This window comes from Enterobacter sp. 01-M-03-SI-ECC (genome assembly GCF_047530215.1).
In the GTDB taxonomy this organism is placed as follows: domain Bacteria; phylum Pseudomonadota; class Gammaproteobacteria; order Enterobacterales; family Enterobacteriaceae; genus Enterobacter; species Enterobacter chengduensis.
Genome location: NZ_JBLKDA010000011.1, coordinates 1 through 15052, shown reverse-complemented (window position 1 = coordinate 15052; position 15052 = coordinate 1). Strand labels below are relative to the sequence as shown.

Sequence of the window (15052 nt, the reverse complement as noted above, 5' to 3'; positions counted from 1 at the left end):
TCCTCACTCGTTTTAAAATGTCGCGTTCAGTGTGACAGACTGGTGACAATTTTCCGGGAAGCATTTCTCAAACTGATGATTAACATGCTTACGGTGTGTGCCCATTAGTTTTATAATAAAACCATACCCCACCGGAGAACTGATTGTGAAACGTACCCGCCTTGAAGAGAGCCCCTGCCCCGTCGCCCGTTCGCTGGATATCATCGGCGACTGGTGGTCGCTGCTGATTGTTCGCGACGCGCTGCGCGGGATTAGGCGCTTCGGCGAGTTTCAGAAAAGCCTCGGTATCGCCAAAAACATGCTGACCACGCGGCTAAAGCTGCTGGTTGATGAGGGGATCCTCCGGCTTCAGCCCGCGTCCGACGGCAGCGCCTGGCAGGAGTATGCCCTGACCGAAAAGGGTCGCGCCCTGCAGACGGTGCTGGTTGCCCTCTCCCAGTGGGGAAATGAGTTTTTGTTCGCGGAAAACGAATGCGGCACCGTGCTGGTCGATACCGAACAGCGTAAACCCCTGCGCAAGCTGGCGCTTATCGCCGACGACGGGCGCGAACTGACGCCTGAAGAGATCGTGGCAAAACTCCCTTCCTGATCGTTCCCGACGGCAAAAGCACAAAATGCCCAGTAAAATAGTTGCATTATAAAACCAAATAGCAGAGAGTTAATTCAGTTTCATCTTGAAACCAAATAACCCACTTTGCCTTGAGGTAACACACGATGACTACGCACATCACCACCGCCCTGATTACGGGCGCCTCTTCCGGGATTGGTGCCGTTTATGCCGACCGTCTTGCCGCGCGCGGCGCCAGCCTGGTACTGGTTGCCCGTCGCGAGGATCGTCTGAAATCCCTCGCCGCCGACCTGCGCGCGCGCTACGGCGTCGCCGTCGATATTCTGGTGGCCGACCTGACGGATGAAGCCGGGCTCCGCGCCGTGGAAGACGAACTGCGCCGCAATACCGCCATTGATACGCTGATTAACAACGCGGGCACCGCGCAGATGGCACCGTTCCTCGCGGGCGAGGTGGCGCAGCATCAGGCCATTAACACCCTGAACACCACGGCGCTGATGCGCCTGACCTACGCCATCCTGCCGCGGCTGGCGCAGAATAATCACGGCACGCTGATCAATATCGCCTCCGTACTGGCCCTGCACGTGCGGGCGGGCAGCGCGCTCTACAGCGCCACCAAGGCGTGGGTGTTGAGCTTTACCCGCGGGCTGCAGGAAGAGTTTGCCGACAGCAGCGTGCGCATTCAGGCCGTGCTGCCCGCCGCCACGGCGACGGAGATCTGGAGCCACTCCGGCGTCACGGTGAACGATCTGCCGGAAGGATCGGTGATGACCACCGACGATATGGTGGACGCGTCGCTGGCGGGTCTGGATCAGGGCGAAGCGATCACCATCCCGCCGATGCATGACGCCGGCCTGTGGGACCGTTACGAAGCGGCGCGCCTTGAGCTGTTCAACAGCGCGCGTACCGGTATTCCTGCCCCGCGCTACGTGAAGCAGTAACCTAACGCTCCAGCTGGCTGCCGTACTCGCTCATCCAGGCGGCCAGCGGGGAGAGCGCATCCTGCAGGGTTAACCCGAGCTCGGTAATTTGATACTCCACGCGCGGCGGGATCTCCGGATAGACCGTCCGCGTCACCAGCCCGCGCTGTTCAAACAGGCGCAGCTGCTTCGTCAGCTCTTTCTGCGTGATGGGGGATGCGGCACGCAGGAGATCGCCAAAGCGAACGGGCGTGTTGAAGACAATCAGCCGATAGAGGATCGGGATCGCCCATTTGCCAGAAATCAGGTTCACAAACTGCGTCATCGGGCAGGTATACGCCTCAGATTTTTTTTCACAGCACACCTCCAGCATTTCTGCCATAGCACACCTCTTGCCTCGTTAGTATCTATTTGGTACCTGGTTTCTTTTCGATACTAACGTTTCTATAGTGCTTTCTCCAGTGACTTTTCAGGAGAAGAACATGGGTCGTTTAACAGATAAGTACACGCTGATTACCGGCGGCACCAGCGGCATCGGTCTCGCCACCGCGCAGGCGTTTATCGCCGAAGGCGCGCGCGTCGCTGTAACCGGACGCAACCCGAATACCCTCGCCGAAGCAGAGCGCATTCTGGGCGATAAGGCCTGGGTGATCCCGACCGATGCGGGAGAGTTGGCGTCGCAAAAAGCGCTGGCGGAAACCCTCGCCGCCCGCTGGCCACGCCTGGACGCGGTGTTTCTCAACGCCGGTGACGTGACGCACGCGCCGCTGGAAGCCTGGCAGGAAGAGACCTGGGATCGTCTGATGGGCATTAACCTGAAGGGACCGTTCTTTTTGATTCAGGCGCTGCTGCCGCTGCTGAATAACCCGTCTTCGGTGATCCTCTGCGGCTCCGTGAGCGCGCGCATCGGCCTGCCCACCAGCAGCGTGTACGCCGCGAGCAAGGCCGCCCTGCTCTCTCTGGCGCGCACGCTGTCGGCGGAGCTGCTGCCGCGCGGGATCCGCGTCAACGGCCTCAGCCCCGGTCCGGTGGAAACCCCGGCGTTTACGAAAACGGGCTTAAGCGAGGAGACGCTTAACGCGATGATGGCGGACATCATCAAGCTGGTGCCGCTCGGCAGAATGGGCTCGACGACGGAGCTGGCGAAAGCCGCGCTCTATCTGGCGTCCGACGAGTCGAGCTACACGGTGGGAACGGAACTGCTGGTCGACGGCGGAATGGGGAGCCTGTAGCTCAAAAGGCGCTGATGCCGGTAACGATGCCGACATACAGCGCCGCCCATGCGCAGGCGGAAAGCAGGCTGACGACGTAGACCTTGACTGCGTTCAGCCTGAGCATCCCCGCCGCCAGCGGGACGATATAACGCAACACCGCCAGAAAGCGCGACGTAAAAAGGACGATGACGCCGTTCTTTTGCAGCTGATGCTGTACCCGCAAGAACTTATCGGCATGCTTTGAGGTAAAACGCGTGACCAGCCGGGTGTGCCCCATCAGCTGGCCGATATGGTAGTTCAGCACCGAACCCGCCGTTGCCCCCAAAACTATGGCCAGCCACGCCAGCGCAGGATGCATGCTCGTCTGGCTAACGGTAATGCCCGCCAGCAGCATCACCGAGGCGGGCGGCAGCACGGAGGAGATCAGCACCGTCGATTTACTCAGCGCCATCATAAATAACAGCGCGAAAAGATGTGCCGGATACAGCGCAAAATGATTCAGCAAATTGTCAAACCACGCCATTACCCTCTCCTTCGTTGATTATTTAATCCTCCATTAGAAATGAATTAACCTAAATAAACCCTCAACATTTTATTAATAAAAATCGTCTAAACCGTTCTTAAACATTATTTAATTTTCTGAGCGGTAAATTTAAATAAGCGTATTATTCCTCTCGTTTTACAACGATCTCGTTATGGCGAGGCTCCTGTACAAATACACGTTATCGCTCTGGTAGGTTCGAGAGAACCGGCACAGGGTAAAACAGGCACTGTCGAATCAAGGCTTTGTCAGTATAACTTCCCTCGCGGGATACGGTGTACAGTGCTGAACCCAGGACGTGGGGATCTCCTCTTCGACATGCCCTGTCTTGCTCGCCCCTGAGAGATGTTATTATTCAAAGGGAATTCACTATGTCTTACGCTATTCACAACCAAAACCCGGGATTCAATGACAGCGCCATCGCGCAATATATGAATACCGATTTTATCGTCCTCGATATTTCATTATGCGTGGCGCTGGCGCGCGAGCAATTCTTCGAAAAATTAAAAGACGACGATATTCCGTCACATATTTTTATTGAAGACAATGGCCGCCTGGCGGGCATGATTGCGGTGCGTAAACTGCTGCAGACCGCCGATACGGTACAGCCGGTGAAATCGCTGATGATTTCGCAATTTTTGCAGGTCAAACCGGAGGATGAACGTGCCGACGTCGCCGGTCTGCTGGCGCACGGCGGTGCGGATGTCGTGCCGGTGGTGGCCCACGGCAAGCTCGTCGGCTGCCTGACCGAGCGCGAAATCGCCCACCTGCTCGAAGATGACGTTACCGAAGATGCCCAGCTTCAGGGGGCGACGCTGCCGCTGGAGAAGCCCTACCTGGAAACCAGCGCCTTTAGCCTGTGGAAAAAACGCTCCGTCTGGCTGCTGCTGCTGTTTGTCGCCGAAGCCTACACCAGCTCGGTGATCCAGCATTTCGAAGAGGCGCTGGAGTCCGCCATTGCGCTGGCGTTCTTCATTCCGCTGCTGATCGGCACGGGCGGCAACAGCGGGACGCAGATCACCTCCACGCTGGTGCGCGCCATGGCGCTGGGGGAAGTCCACCTGCGCGACGTCGGCCGCGTGCTGCGCAAAGAGATGACCACCTCACTGATGATTGCCGTGACGCTGGGTATCGCCGGGTGTATCCGCGCGTGGATGATGGGGATTGGGCTGGAAATTACGCTCATCGTCAGCCTGACGCTGGTGTGTATTACCCTGTGGAGCGCGATTGTGTCGTCCGTCATTCCGATGGTGCTCAAGCGCTGCGGCATTGACCCGGCGGTCGTCTCCGCGCCGTTTATTGCGACGCTTATCGACGGCACCGGGCTGATTATCTACTTTAAGATCGCGCAGTATACGCTGGGGCTGGAATAACGCATCGCCTTGTCGGGTGGCGCTGCGCTTACCCGACCTACAAATTAACGCGCACCACCGTCAGCCAGCGTTCTCACCGCCCGCCCAAATGCCTCAATCGCCAGGGCAACATCCTCAGCCATCACCGATTCCGCCGGATGGTGGCTGATCCCGCCCCTGCAGCGCACGAACAGCATCCCCACCGGCCAGCGTTCCGCCAGGGCAATGGTATCATGCCCGGCGCCGCTCGGCAGAGATACTGAGCGCCCCTGCACCGATTCCACGGCGCTTCCCAGCAGATGCTGCAAACGCGCATCGCACGGCGTGGCGGCGATCCGGTAAAACTCCTCCGCGCTAAAGCCTAGCCCGCGACGCGCGGCAATCGCCTGCGCCTGCGCCAGCAGTTCCGCGAGCAGCGCGTCAAGCGGCGCATCCTGCGGGCCGCGAATATCCAGCGAGAGCGTAACCTCACCGGGGATGACGTTGACCGCACCGGGCAGGCAGCGCAGCTCGCCGACCGTCGCCACCCGGTTGCCGCCCTGCTGCCGGGTAATATTTTCGGTCAGCACCATCCACTCGGCGGCGGCGGCCAGGGCATCCTTACGATGGTTCATCGGCACGGTGCCCGCGTGTCCGGCCTCGCCGGTGAAGCGGCAGTTCAGACGACGGGCACCGTTAATGGCCTCCACCACGCCCAGCGCCAGCCCTTCCTGCTCGAGACACGGCCCCTGTTCGATGTGCAGTTCCAGACAGGCGCTGACATCATCCCGATGGCGCGCCGCGAGCGCCACGCGGGCGGGATCGAGCCCCGCCTGCACCATCGCCTGCGCCACGCTGATGCCCTGAGCATCACGCGTCTCCAGCCAGCCCTGCGGCCAGGTGCCCGTCAGCCCCCGGCTGCCCAACAGCGTAATGCCGAAGCGGGTGCCCTCTTCGTCACCAAAGCCGACAATCTCGATGGCCTGCGCCAGATGGAGCCCCTGCTGGTGCAGGCTGTCCACCACTTCGATGGCGGTGAGCACCCCGAGCATGCCGTCATAGCGCCCGGCGTTGCGAACGGTATCCAGATGCGAGCCGAGCAGCACCGCCTGCGCCCCTTCCTGCGCGCCTTCGTAGCGTCCACAGATATTGCCGACGCTGTCCTGCCAGACGGTCATGCCCGCCTGGCGCATCCACTCTCCAACAAGCTGGTTGGCCTGCAGATGCTGCGTGGAAAGATAGACCCGCGTCAGCGCATCCGGGGTTTCGCTGATGGCGGCCAGCGCGTCGGCGCGCGCCATCACACGTTCTGCCGCCGGGCTCATTGCGGCGTCTCGCGGCGGTAGTGGTCCCACGCGGCCTGCATGGCGGCACCCTGCGTGGTGGTGAATTTCAGGTAGTTCAGCACCGACTCCAGCGCGCTCAGGGTGGTCATCACGCAGTCCTTGCGCGCGTTGTAGCCCATGGTGCCAATGCGCCACACCTTGCCGTGCAGCGGGCCAAACGAGGTGCCGATTTCAATGCCGAAATCCTCCAGCATCAGCTTGCGTACCTGGTCGCCGTTGACGCCCTGCGGAATGACCACGCCGAGCACGTTGTTCATCTTGTGCTTCAGGTCGCCGAAGGTCTCCAGCCCCATCGACTGGATGCCCTTCAGGAGCGCGTCGCCGTGCAGCTTGTGCCGCGCGATGCCGTTATCCAGCCCTTCCTGCAGGATCAGCCGCGCGCATTCGCGGGCCCCGAACAGCGCGGTGGTGGCTTCGGTGTGGTGGTTCAGCCGCTCCGGCCCCCAGTAGTCCATCACCATGCCGAGATCGAAGTAGTTGGAGTAGATCATCTCCTCGTCGCCGTCGCGGTGGGCGTCGGTGCGGATACCCTCCTCAACGCACCTGCGGCGGCGGATCGCCTCCTCCATGCGCGCGCTCAGGGTGATCGGCGACGTGCCCGACGGGCCCCCGAGGCACTTCTGCATCCCGGCCGAGACGGCGTCCAGCCCCCAGGCGTCGGTCTCCAGCGCGTTGCCGCCGAGCGACGCGGTGGCATCGGTGTAAAACAGCACGTCGTAGCGGCGGCAGATCTCACCGAGCTCCGCAAGCGGCTGCAGCATGGTGGTGGAGGTATCGCCCTGCACGGTCAGCAGCAGGCGCGGACGAATACGCTTAACCGCATCCTCCACCTGGTCCGGGGTAAATACCTCGCCCCACGGCACCTCGATGGTATGGACCTCCGCCCGGCAGCGGCGGGCAATCTCGCACAGCAGATGGCCGAAGCGGCCAAAGACCGGCACCAGCACCTTATCGCCCGGGCGGATAGCGGAGACCAGAATGGCCTCAATCCCCGCGCGGGAGGTGCCGTCCACCAGCATCGTCCAGCGGTTTTCGGTGCGGAATACGCCGCGATAGAGCGCCATCACCTCGTTCATGTAGTGGGTCATGGCCGGATCGTACTGGCCGATCAGCTGGCTCGACATGGCGCGCAGCACGCGCGGGTCGGCGTTGATCGGGCCCGGCCCCATCAGCAGGCGCTGGGGCGGGTTGATTTGCGGAAAGCGTGCGATATCCATCGTTAAGTCCTTATCAGTTGAGGCCGCGCACGGAGGAGATGAACTGCTTCAGTTCCGTGGTCTGCGGGTTGGCGAACAGCGTTTTGCTGTCGCCCTGCTCCCAGACTTTCCCCTGGTGCATAAACACCACGCGGTCGCCCACTTCGCGGGCGAAATTCATTTCATGGGTAACCAGTATCAGCGTCATTCCCTCGGCCGCCAGCTGCTCCAGCACCTTGAGCACTTCGCCCACCAGCTCCGGGTCCAGCGCGGAGGTGATCTCGTCGCAGAGTAACACTTTCGGCGACATCGCCAGCGCGCGGGCAATCGCCACGCGCTGCTGCTGGCCACCGGAGAGGCTCGACGGGTAGTACTCCAGACGATCGCCCAGGCCAACCTTCTCCAGCATCTGCTGCGCCAGCGCCCGGCATTCTGCGGCGCTTTTCTTCAGCACCCGACGCGGGGCGAGCATTACGTTCTCCAGCGCCGTCATGTGCGGGAACAGGTTAAAGCTCTGGAACACCATCCCGACCGAGCGGCTGATTTCGCGCGCCTGGGAATCCCGGTCGGTAATGGTCATGCCGCCCAGCTTGATGCTGCCGTCCTGGTAGCCTTCCAGGCCGTTGATGCAGCGCAGCAGCGTGCTTTTGCCCGATCCGCTGCGCCCGATGATGGAGATCACCTGGCCCATGTCGATATCGAGATCGACACCCTTGAGCACGTGGTTATCGCCGTAGTACTTCTGCACCTGATTAATGGTGATGAGAGGCATTGAATTTCGTCTCCAGATAGCGGCTGTAGCGCGACAGCGGATAGCACAGAATAAAGTAGCCCAGCGCCACCAGCGCAAAGACCTTAAACGGCTGATAGGTCACGTTGGTCAGCATGGTCCCGGCCTTGGTCAGCTCGATAAAGCCGATAATCGACGCCAGCGCGGTGCCTTTAATCACCTGCACGGCAAAGCCGACCGTCGGCGCAATGCCGATGCGCAGCGCCTGCGGGGCGACCACGCGAAACAGGGTCTGGCCAAAGGTCAGCCCCAGACAGCGAGAGGCCTCCCACTGCCCCTTCGGCAGGGCGCGAATGCTGCCGTTCCAGATATCGAGCAGAAACGCGCTGGTGTAAAACGTCAGCGCCAGCGAGGCGGCGGTCCACGGCGAGACGTCAATGCCAAACAGCGCCACGCCGAAGAAGGCCAGGAACAGCTGCATCAGCAGCGGCGTGCCCTGAAACAGCTCGATATAGCCGCGGATGATGCGCTTCACCGTGCGCCCGCCGGTCAGGCGCAGCAGCAGGAGCGGCAGCGTCACCGCCGCCCCGCCGACAAACGCCACCAGCGACAGCAGCACCGTCCAGCGTCCGGCCAGCAGCAGGTTGCGAATAATGTCCCAGTCGGTAAAGGTGGTCATCATGCCTGCACCCCCAGCCATTTCCGTCCTGCCGCCATCATCAGCTGGCGCAGGGTAATCGACAGCGCTAAGTAAATCCCGGTTGTCACCAGATAGACCTCAAAGCTCAAAAACGTTCTGGACTGGATCAGGTTGGCGGCGAAGGTCAGCTCTTCATACGAGACCTGCGATACCACCGACGAGCCGAGCATCACGATGATGCACTGGCTCACCAGCGCCGGGTAAATTCGCTGCAGCGCGGGCGGCAGCACCACGCGGATAAAGGTCTGCAGGCGGGTCAGCCCCAGCACGCGTCCGGCCTCCCACTGCCCTTTCGGCGTCACCTGAATGCCCGCGCGGATAATCTCCGTGCTGTAGGCGCCCAGGTTCACCACCATCGCCAGCAGCGCCGCTTCCCCCGCCGTCATCTTCAGGCCCAGATTCGGCAGGCCGAAGACGATGAAAAACAGCTGCACCACAAACGGCGTGTTGCGGATAATCTCCACGTAACCGCCCCAGATCCGGCTGTACCAGGTCGTGCGTCCGCTGCGGATCGCCGCCCCGACAATCCCTGTCGCCAGCCCGCCGACGGTCGCCATCACCGTCAGCTGAACGGTGACCCACAGCCCCGCCAGCAGCTCCGGCCAGTGCGGCCAGAGGGCTGAAAAATCAAGTTGTTCAGTCATCGGCTCAGGCGCCAAGGTTTGCCGGCAGCGGGGCCTTCAGCCACTGTTCGGACAGGCCGTTCAGCGTGCCGTCCTTGATGCCCTGCTCAATCAGCGCGTCCACTTTTGCCTTCAGGGCCGGTTCGTTTTTCTTCAGGCCGATAAAGCACGGCGAATCTTTCAGCATAAAGCTCGGTACCGGGGCTTTGTCCGCGTTCTGCCGCGAAATGGCCGCCACCACGAGGTTGCCGGTCGCCACGTACTGCACCTGCCCGGACAGATAGGCTGACAGCGTGGTGTTATTGTCCTCGTAGCGCTTCACGTCCGCGTCTTTCGGCGCCAGGCCGGTCAGCACCATGTCCTCCACCGCCCCGCGCGTCACGCCGATGGTTTTGCCGCTCAGCGCGGCGGCATCCTTCAGCTCGGCCCCTTTCGGGCCAAACACGCCGAGGAAGAACGGCGCGTAGGCGCGGCTGAAGTCGATCACCTTCTCGCGCTCCGGGTTTTTCCCGAGGCTGGAGATGACCAGATCCACCTTATCGGTTTGCAGGTACGGCACGCGGTTGGCACTGGTCACCGGCACCAGCTGCAGCCTGAGCTTCATCTGCTTAGCCAGATAGCGCGCCATGTCGATGTCATAGCCCTGCGGCTGCAGGTCGGTCCCCACCGAGCCAAACGGCGGGAAATCCTGCGGAACGGCAATGCGGAGGGTGCCGCGCTTCTCGATATCCTGAAGCTGGTCCGCCTTCGCGGGCAGTTGTGCAAAAAGGCATGCGGCCCCGGCCAGCGCAATCAACAATTTTTTCATGGTGCTTCCCCGTAACGTTAACATGAAACAAAAGATTCTTTGAAGATGATTTTGCAACTAATGTGCCAGATAAGGCGACGCGGGAAATATTGTCGTAAAGCCTGATAAAACGCGGACGGGGCATAAATGCTCTCCATTTACGCCCCGTTAAGTTGCACCATTTCAATGCAAAGCACCAGCCTGACGCCCCATTATCGCTGTTCGAGTTCGTCCAGCTGCTGGTAGAGGGAGGCAATCTCGTGAATGCGCGGACGGCCTTTATCGAGGATCTCATGCAGGAAGGCGTTCGCCAGCAGGTTGATCAGGCTGTTGACCGCGGAGTAGCTGTCATAGGCCGAAACGCTGTCCAGCGGGGCGCAGAGCTGCCAGCTTGCCAGCGGAAACAGGGTGTGGGCCTGCGGCTCGCACATCAGCAGCACCGGAATGCCGCGGCTCTGAAGCTGCTGCATCAGCGGGCGGATGATGCGCGGCCGGCGGCGAAACGCCATCATGACCACCATATCGTCCGGCGTTAAGTCCACCAGCTCCTCGCCCAGGCTCTGCCCCGGCTGCGGCAGGACTAGCACCTGACCGCGCGCCTGCAGCAGCTGCTGGCGCAGGTGCAGCGCCGCCGGATAGGCGTTACGCATGCCGATAATGACGACGCGCCGCGCCTTTACCATGCAGGCCATGGCGTCGGCAAACTGCTGCGCGTCGAGGGCATTCACCCACTGGGTCAGGTTCGCCATCTCCTGCTTGTAGTGGCGCGCCAGCAGCGTATTGCCCTGCACCGCGTCGCGGTTATCGGTGAGCGGCATCCCGCTCTGGCGCAGGGTGCGCAGCTCGTCGCGCATGTCCTTATATTTCTCATAGCCCAGACGCTTAAACAGGCGGCTGACCGTCGCTTTCGACACCCCGCTCAGCTGCGCCAGCTCGGCGCTGTTGTAGCTAATCAGATCGTCAAAGTGGTCGAAAATAAAATCCGCGACCCGCTGCTCCTGCGGCGACAGCGACGGGTACTGTGCTTTCAGACGTTCATCCAGTTGTTCCATAGCGCCTCTGTAACTTTTGTTTCATCACATTTTGCCTTTCATTCTACCTTTCATTATGCGTGCCAGTTTACTGAAACTTTTTTTTCAGATCTGGAACAGCTTTTGCAGCACCTTGTGCCTTTCAGGATTACGAGGACGCTTCATGCAAAGTAATGTCTCCACGCACGGCATGGCCGTTGCGCCCCACCATCTTGCCAGCCAGAGCGCGCTGGCAGTGCTGCGCGAAGGCGGCAGCGCGATAGAGGCGATGGTCGCCGCGGCGGCCACTATCGCCGTGGTTTACCCGCACATGAACGGGCTGGGCGGCGATGGCTTCTGGCTCATCGTTCCCCCGCAGGGCGAACCGATCGCCATTGACGCCAGCGGCGCGGCGGGATCGCGCGCGACGCTCGCCGCCTACGACGGGCTGGCGCGTATTCCCCATCGCGGCCCGCAGGCGGCCCTGACCGTCGCCGGCACCGTGAGCGGCTGGGACGAGGCGCTGAAGGTTTCCCGCGAGATGACCGGCAAGGCGCTGCCGCTCTCCCGCCTGCTGGCCGACGCCATTGAGTACGCGCAGAACGGCACGCCGGTGACGGCCTCTCAGGCTCACGCCACGGCCAGTAAATTCGACGAGCTGAAGGACGTTCCCGGCTTCGCGGAAACCTGGCTGGTGGACGGCAAGCCGCCAGAGGTCGGTAGCCGGTTTTACCAGCCCGCCATGGCTACGACCCTGACACGCCTTGTGGAGGACGGTCTGGACAGCTTTTATCGCGGCCCGCTGGCGGAGGTACTGGCGCACGGCATGGAGACGCTGGGCCTGCCGGTCACGCTGGCCGATTTACGCGCCCACGCCGCCCGGCGCACCGTGCCGCTGAAACTGCAGCATCAGCAGGGAGAGATCTTTAACCATGCCCCGCCAACGCAGGGGCTGGTTTCGCTGGCGATACTCGGCATTACTGACCGCCTGAACATGGCGGAGGCCGACGACGCCGACACCCTTCACCGCATCGTGGAAGCCACCAAGCTGGCCTTTGGACTGCGCGATGCCCACATCACCGACCCGCGCGCGCTGAAAACCGATATTCAGAGCCTGCTGGCCCCCGCCGCCCTGCAGGCGCTTGCCGACAGGGTTGACGACGGCCGCGCCGCGCCGTGGGGCACCGGAAAAGGCCCCGGCGATACGGTGTGGATGGGTGTGATGGATAAAAGCGGACTTGCCGTGTCGTTTATCCAGAGTATCTATCACGAGTTCGGCAGCGGCGTGGTGCTGCCCGACACCGGCATAACCTGGCAGAACCGGGGAGCATCGTTCAGCCTCGATCCCGAACATCTTCTGGCCCTCGCGCCGGGCAAGCAGCCTTTCCATACCCTGAACCCGGCGGCGGCGCGTCTTAAGGACGGGCGCGTGATGGTCTACGGCGCGATGGGCGGCGACGGCCAGCCGCAAACCCAGGCCGCGCTCTTTACCCGCTACGTGGTCCAGGGCGTCCCGCTGCAGGAGAGCATTTCCCGCCCGCGCTGGCTGCTGGGCCGCACCTGGGGGCAAACCTCGGACACCTTAAAGCTTGAAGGACGTTTTTCACCCGATACGGTCGCGCGCCTGCGGGCACTCGGTCACGAGGTGGAAATGTTCCCTGACTTTAGTGAAGCGATGGGCCACGCGGGCGCGATTGTGCGTCACCCCAACGGGCTGTTCGAAGGGGCATTTGACCCGCGCAGCAACGGCGCGGCCGCCGGATTTTGAGGAGAAAACAATGACCACACACCAACCCGACTGGCAGACGTACCTTGCGCAGATGGAAACCGTGCTCGGCGTGACGCTGGACGACGCCCGCCGCGCCGAGCTGCAGGTGCAGTTCAGCCGCATTGCCAGCATGGCCGCCCCGCTGATGGCGCTGCCGCTCGACGACCGTCTGGAGATCGCAGGAGTGTATAAAGCATGAGGCTACGCGAGATGAGTATCAGCGACATTCAGCAGGCGCTGAGCGCGGGCGAGCTGAGCGCCCATGAGATTGCCCGCCAGACGCTGGAGGCAATTGCGCGCGTTAACCCGCAGATTAACGCCTGGACCGCCGTGACGGAAGCGCGCATGCTCGCCGAGGCCGAGAGCATCGACACCCTGCGCCGCGAGAAGCGGCCCCTGCCGCCCCTGGCGGGCGTGCCCTACGCGGTGAAAAACCTGTTCGACGTTGCGGGCCACACCACCCTCGCCGGGGCCGAGCTGCTCAGCCAGCGGCCTGCCGCCGCCGCTGACGGCTTCGCGGTGCGCCAGCTGCGCAGCGCGGGCGGGCTGCTGACCGGGATGGTGAATATGGATGCCTACGCCTACGGCTTTACCACCGAGAACAGCCACTACGGCACGACGCGTAACCCGCACGACCTGGCGTGCATCGCGGGCGGGTCGTCCGGCGGTTCAGCCGCCGCGGTGGCCGCCGGGCTGGTGCACTTTTCGCTCGGCACCGACACCAACGGCTCGATTCGCGTTCCGGCCTCCCTGTGCGGCATCTATGGCCTGAAGCCCACCTTTGGCCGCCTGTCGCGTTCCGGCAGCCATCCGTTTGTCCCGAGCCTGGATCATATCGGCCCCTTCGCCCGCCGCGTGTGCGATCTGGCATCGGTGTATGACGCGCTGCAGGGGCGGGACAGCAGCGACGCGTTTCAGGCCGAGAGCACGCGCGAGCAGACGCGCCCCCTGCTCGACCGCGGGCTTGACGGCCTGCGCTGCGCGGTGCTCGGCGGCTACTTCACCACCTGGTGCGACGCGGATGCCCGAGACGCCGTGGCGCGGGTGGCGAAGGCGCTTGACGTGCAGGACGAGCTGCGGTTTCCGGACGCCGAGCTGGCGCGCTCGGCGGCGTTTATCATCAGCGCCGCCGAAGGGGGAAACCAGTACCTGCCCGCGCTTCGTCGGGAGCCGGAGCGTTTTGAGCCCCATTCCCGCGAACGGCTGCTGGCAGGGGCGATGATCCCTTCTGCCTGGTACATTCAGGCCCAGCGGTTTCGCGCGCACGCCCGGCAGGCGTTCAAAACCCTGTTCACGCAGGCCGACGTGCTGATCGCCCCGGCCACCCCGCGCGGCGCGACGCTCGCGGGCGAGCAGACCATGGAGATTAACGGCCAGTCGCTCCCCATTCGCGCCAGCATGGGGATGCTGACCCAGCCGATTTCGTTCCTGGGCCTGCCGGTGACCACCGTTCCGCTGCGTACCGCTCAGGGTATGCCGATTGGCCTGCAGCTGATTGCCGCGCCGTTTAACGAGCAGGCCTGCCTGCGCGTCGCGCGGGTTCTGGAAGAGCGCGGCATCACCGATGCCCGCCCGGCGGAGATAGCAGCATGATGAATCACGACGACATTAACCTGCCGTGGGTGGTTGCCGAGATGACCGCCGCGTTTTACCGCTACGAAGACGCACTGGTGAGCAACAATATTGCCGTGCTGGACGAGCTGTTCTGGCACGATAAAAACACGGTGCGGCTGGGTGCGGGTGAAAACCTGTACGGCATTGATGAAATCCGCGCCTTCCGGGCGGCGCGCCCCGCCGCCGGGCTGCAGCGGACGCTGCGCCACACCGTGATTACCACCTTCGGGGAGGATTACGCCGTGTGCAGCACCGAGTTTACCCGCGAGGGCACAGAGCGCATTGGCCGCCAGCAGCAGACGTGGGTGCGGTTTGCTTATGGATGGCGGATCGTGGCGGCACAGGTGAGTTTGATGGTGTAACGTTAAAAAACCTGCCGGGTGACGGCTGCGCCTTACCCGACCTACAGGACATCGTAGGCCCGGTAAGCGCAGCGCCACCGGGCAAAACATTGCACAATTATGTCTGAAACGGTTTGCTTATGACGGCACAGGTGAGTTTGGTGGTGTTACGCTGAAAAACCTGCCGGGTGGCGGCTACGCCTGACCCGGCCTACAGGACATCGTAGGCCCGGTAAGCGCAGGGTATGAACCGGAAACATGGGTAACACTTTAGACCGGATACATGGGTAACAGTTATAACTGGCATAGAAGAGGAGACTCGCTATGCCCTGGACTGAGACCCGACCTATGCAACGCCTTGAT

Annotated in this window: 17 protein-coding genes and 1 riboswitch; of the genes, 8 read left to right on the top strand and 9 right to left on the bottom strand. The window is 62.3% G+C overall.

All coding sequences use genetic code 11. The features are described from left to right. The first annotated feature begins 145 nt into the window (after positions 1–145). Entirely contained in the window at positions 146–589 is a 444-nt protein-coding gene (locus ACMWKK_RS11985) for a winged helix-turn-helix transcriptional regulator (RefSeq protein ID WP_112781909.1), read from the top strand. Between the two features lie 125 nt (positions 590–714). Continuing rightward, positions 715–1509 carry an SDR family NAD(P)-dependent oxidoreductase gene (locus tag ACMWKK_RS11980; RefSeq protein WP_112781910.1) on the top strand — a complete coding sequence of 265 codons (795 nt, stop codon included), beginning with the start codon at positions 715–717 and terminating at the stop codon, positions 1507–1509. A 1-nt stretch (position 1510) separates the two neighbouring features. Here ACMWKK_RS11980 and ACMWKK_RS11975 read toward each other — a convergent pair whose 3' ends face one another. After that, positions 1511–1870, bottom strand: coding sequence for a winged helix-turn-helix transcriptional regulator (locus ACMWKK_RS11975; protein ID WP_045326899.1), 360 nt, complete (start codon positions 1868–1870; stop codon positions 1511–1513). A gap of 100 nt (positions 1871–1970) precedes the next feature. Here ACMWKK_RS11975 and ACMWKK_RS11970 point away from each other — a divergent pair, with 100 nt between their 5' ends. Continuing rightward, positions 1971–2720, top strand: coding sequence for an SDR family oxidoreductase (locus ACMWKK_RS11970; RefSeq protein ID WP_112781911.1), 750 nt, complete (start codon positions 1971–1973; stop codon positions 2718–2720). Position 2721: 1 nt separating this feature from the next. On the opposite strand, the gene ACMWKK_RS11965 is transcribed toward ACMWKK_RS11970, so the two are convergent. Next, positions 2722–3225, bottom strand: a complete 504-nt coding sequence (locus ACMWKK_RS11965; protein WP_112781912.1) for a DedA family protein — start codon at positions 3223–3225, stop codon at positions 2722–2724. A 159-nt stretch (positions 3226–3384) separates the two neighbouring features. Then, positions 3385–3554: riboswitch (M-box (ykoK) riboswitch) on the top strand. A gap of 60 nt (positions 3555–3614) precedes the next feature. Here ACMWKK_RS11965 and ACMWKK_RS11960 point away from each other — a divergent pair. Then, positions 3615–4616, top strand: coding sequence for a magnesium transporter (locus tag ACMWKK_RS11960; protein WP_045326896.1), 1002 nt, complete (start codon positions 3615–3617; stop codon positions 4614–4616). Positions 4617–4660: 44 nt separating this feature from the next. On the opposite strand, the gene hpxK is transcribed toward ACMWKK_RS11960, so the two are convergent. The 7 genes from hpxK to hpxU form a co-directional block, all read right to left on the bottom strand. Continuing rightward, positions 4661–5899 (bottom strand): allantoate amidohydrolase, encoded by a 1239-nt coding sequence (hpxK, locus tag ACMWKK_RS11955; protein ID WP_406542807.1) that lies wholly within the window; start codon positions 5897–5899, stop codon positions 4661–4663. After that, positions 5896–7137: a pyridoxal-phosphate-dependent aminotransferase family protein gene (locus tag ACMWKK_RS11950; RefSeq protein WP_045326894.1), complete on the bottom strand. Its 1242-nt coding sequence runs from the start codon at positions 7135–7137 to the stop codon at positions 5896–5898. The genes hpxK and ACMWKK_RS11950 overlap by 4 nt, the downstream gene beginning before the upstream one ends. 13 nt (positions 7138–7150) lie before the next feature. Next, entirely contained in the window at positions 7151–7888 is a 738-nt protein-coding gene (locus ACMWKK_RS11945; protein ID WP_045326893.1) for an amino acid ABC transporter ATP-binding protein, read from the bottom strand. Beyond that, positions 7869–8525 (bottom strand): amino acid ABC transporter permease, encoded by a 657-nt coding sequence (locus tag ACMWKK_RS11940; RefSeq protein WP_072034229.1) that lies wholly within the window; start codon positions 8523–8525, stop codon positions 7869–7871. The genes ACMWKK_RS11945 and ACMWKK_RS11940 overlap by 20 nt, the downstream gene beginning before the upstream one ends. Then, the gene (locus tag ACMWKK_RS11935) at positions 8525–9190 is read right to left on the bottom strand and encodes an amino acid ABC transporter permease (RefSeq protein ID WP_045327122.1); all 666 of its coding nucleotides are present in this window, start codon (positions 9188–9190) and stop codon (positions 8525–8527) included. Before ACMWKK_RS11935 ends, ACMWKK_RS11940 begins: the two co-directional genes overlap by 1 nt. 4 nt (positions 9191–9194) lie before the next feature. Then, positions 9195–9977 (bottom strand): transporter substrate-binding domain-containing protein, encoded by a 783-nt coding sequence (locus ACMWKK_RS11930; RefSeq protein ID WP_112781914.1) that lies wholly within the window; start codon positions 9975–9977, stop codon positions 9195–9197. A gap of 191 nt (positions 9978–10168) precedes the next feature. Further along, complete coding sequence (gene hpxU / locus ACMWKK_RS11925) at positions 10169–11008, bottom strand: MurR/RpiR family transcriptional regulator HpxU (protein WP_112781915.1); 840 nt, start codon at positions 11006–11008, stop codon at positions 10169–10171. Positions 11009–11150: 142 nt separating this feature from the next. Here hpxU and hpxW point away from each other — a divergent pair, with 142 nt between their 5' ends. From hpxW to hpxZ, 4 genes are read left to right on the top strand one after another with little or no spacing between them, the layout of a single operon-like run. Beyond that, a complete protein-coding gene (gene hpxW, locus ACMWKK_RS11920; RefSeq protein WP_112781916.1) occupies positions 11151–12734 on the top strand; it encodes an oxamate amidohydrolase in 1584 nt (527 codons plus the stop codon). Positions 12735–12744: 10 nt separating this feature from the next. Further along, positions 12745–12933 (top strand): oxalurate catabolism protein HpxX, encoded by a 189-nt coding sequence (gene hpxX / locus ACMWKK_RS11915; RefSeq protein ID WP_112781917.1) that lies wholly within the window; start codon positions 12745–12747, stop codon positions 12931–12933. Then, positions 12930–14327 (top strand): AtzE family amidohydrolase, encoded by a 1398-nt coding sequence (locus ACMWKK_RS11910; protein ID WP_112781918.1) that lies wholly within the window; start codon positions 12930–12932, stop codon positions 14325–14327. Before hpxX ends, ACMWKK_RS11910 begins: the two co-directional genes overlap by 4 nt. Beyond that, positions 14324–14710: an oxalurate catabolism protein HpxZ gene (gene hpxZ / locus ACMWKK_RS11905; protein ID WP_112781919.1), complete on the top strand. Its 387-nt coding sequence runs from the start codon at positions 14324–14326 to the stop codon at positions 14708–14710. The genes ACMWKK_RS11910 and hpxZ overlap by 4 nt, the downstream gene beginning before the upstream one ends. The last annotated feature ends 342 nt before the right edge of the window (positions 14711–15052 follow it).

Coding starts and splice junctions, on each gene's coding strand:
- hpxK (WP_406542807.1), bottom strand. CDS start 5,899: ATGAGCCCGGCGGCAGAACGTGTGATGGCGCGCGCCGACGCGCTGGCC.
- ACMWKK_RS11945 (WP_045326893.1), bottom strand. CDS start 7,888: ATGCCTCTCATCACCATTAATCAGGTGCAGAAGTACTACGGCGATAAC.
- ACMWKK_RS11930 (WP_112781914.1), bottom strand. CDS start 9,977: ATGAAAAAATTGTTGATTGCGCTGGCCGGGGCCGCATGCCTTTTTGCA.
- ACMWKK_RS11940 (WP_072034229.1), bottom strand. CDS start 8,525: ATGACCACCTTTACCGACTGGGACATTATTCGCAACCTGCTGCTGGCC.
- hpxX (WP_112781917.1), top strand. CDS start 12,745: ATGACCACACACCAACCCGACTGGCAGACGTACCTTGCGCAGATGGAA.
- ACMWKK_RS11910 (WP_112781918.1), top strand. CDS start 12,930: ATGAGGCTACGCGAGATGAGTATCAGCGACATTCAGCAGGCGCTGAGC.
- ACMWKK_RS11960 (WP_045326896.1), top strand. CDS start 3,615: ATGTCTTACGCTATTCACAACCAAAACCCGGGATTCAATGACAGCGCC.
- hpxW (WP_112781916.1), top strand. CDS start 11,151: ATGCAAAGTAATGTCTCCACGCACGGCATGGCCGTTGCGCCCCACCAT.
- ACMWKK_RS11965 (WP_112781912.1), bottom strand. CDS start 3,225: ATGGCGTGGTTTGACAATTTGCTGAATCATTTTGCGCTGTATCCGGCA.
- ACMWKK_RS11935 (WP_045327122.1), bottom strand. CDS start 9,190: ATGACTGAACAACTTGATTTTTCAGCCCTCTGGCCGCACTGGCCGGAG.
- hpxZ (WP_112781919.1), top strand. CDS start 14,324: ATGATGAATCACGACGACATTAACCTGCCGTGGGTGGTTGCCGAGATG.
- ACMWKK_RS11980 (WP_112781910.1), top strand. CDS start 715: ATGACTACGCACATCACCACCGCCCTGATTACGGGCGCCTCTTCCGGG.
- ACMWKK_RS11970 (WP_112781911.1), top strand. CDS start 1,971: ATGGGTCGTTTAACAGATAAGTACACGCTGATTACCGGCGGCACCAGC.
- ACMWKK_RS11975 (WP_045326899.1), bottom strand. CDS start 1,870: ATGGCAGAAATGCTGGAGGTGTGCTGTGAAAAAAAATCTGAGGCGTAT.
- ACMWKK_RS11950 (WP_045326894.1), bottom strand. CDS start 7,137: ATGGATATCGCACGCTTTCCGCAAATCAACCCGCCCCAGCGCCTGCTG.
- hpxU (WP_112781915.1), bottom strand. CDS start 11,008: ATGGAACAACTGGATGAACGTCTGAAAGCACAGTACCCGTCGCTGTCG.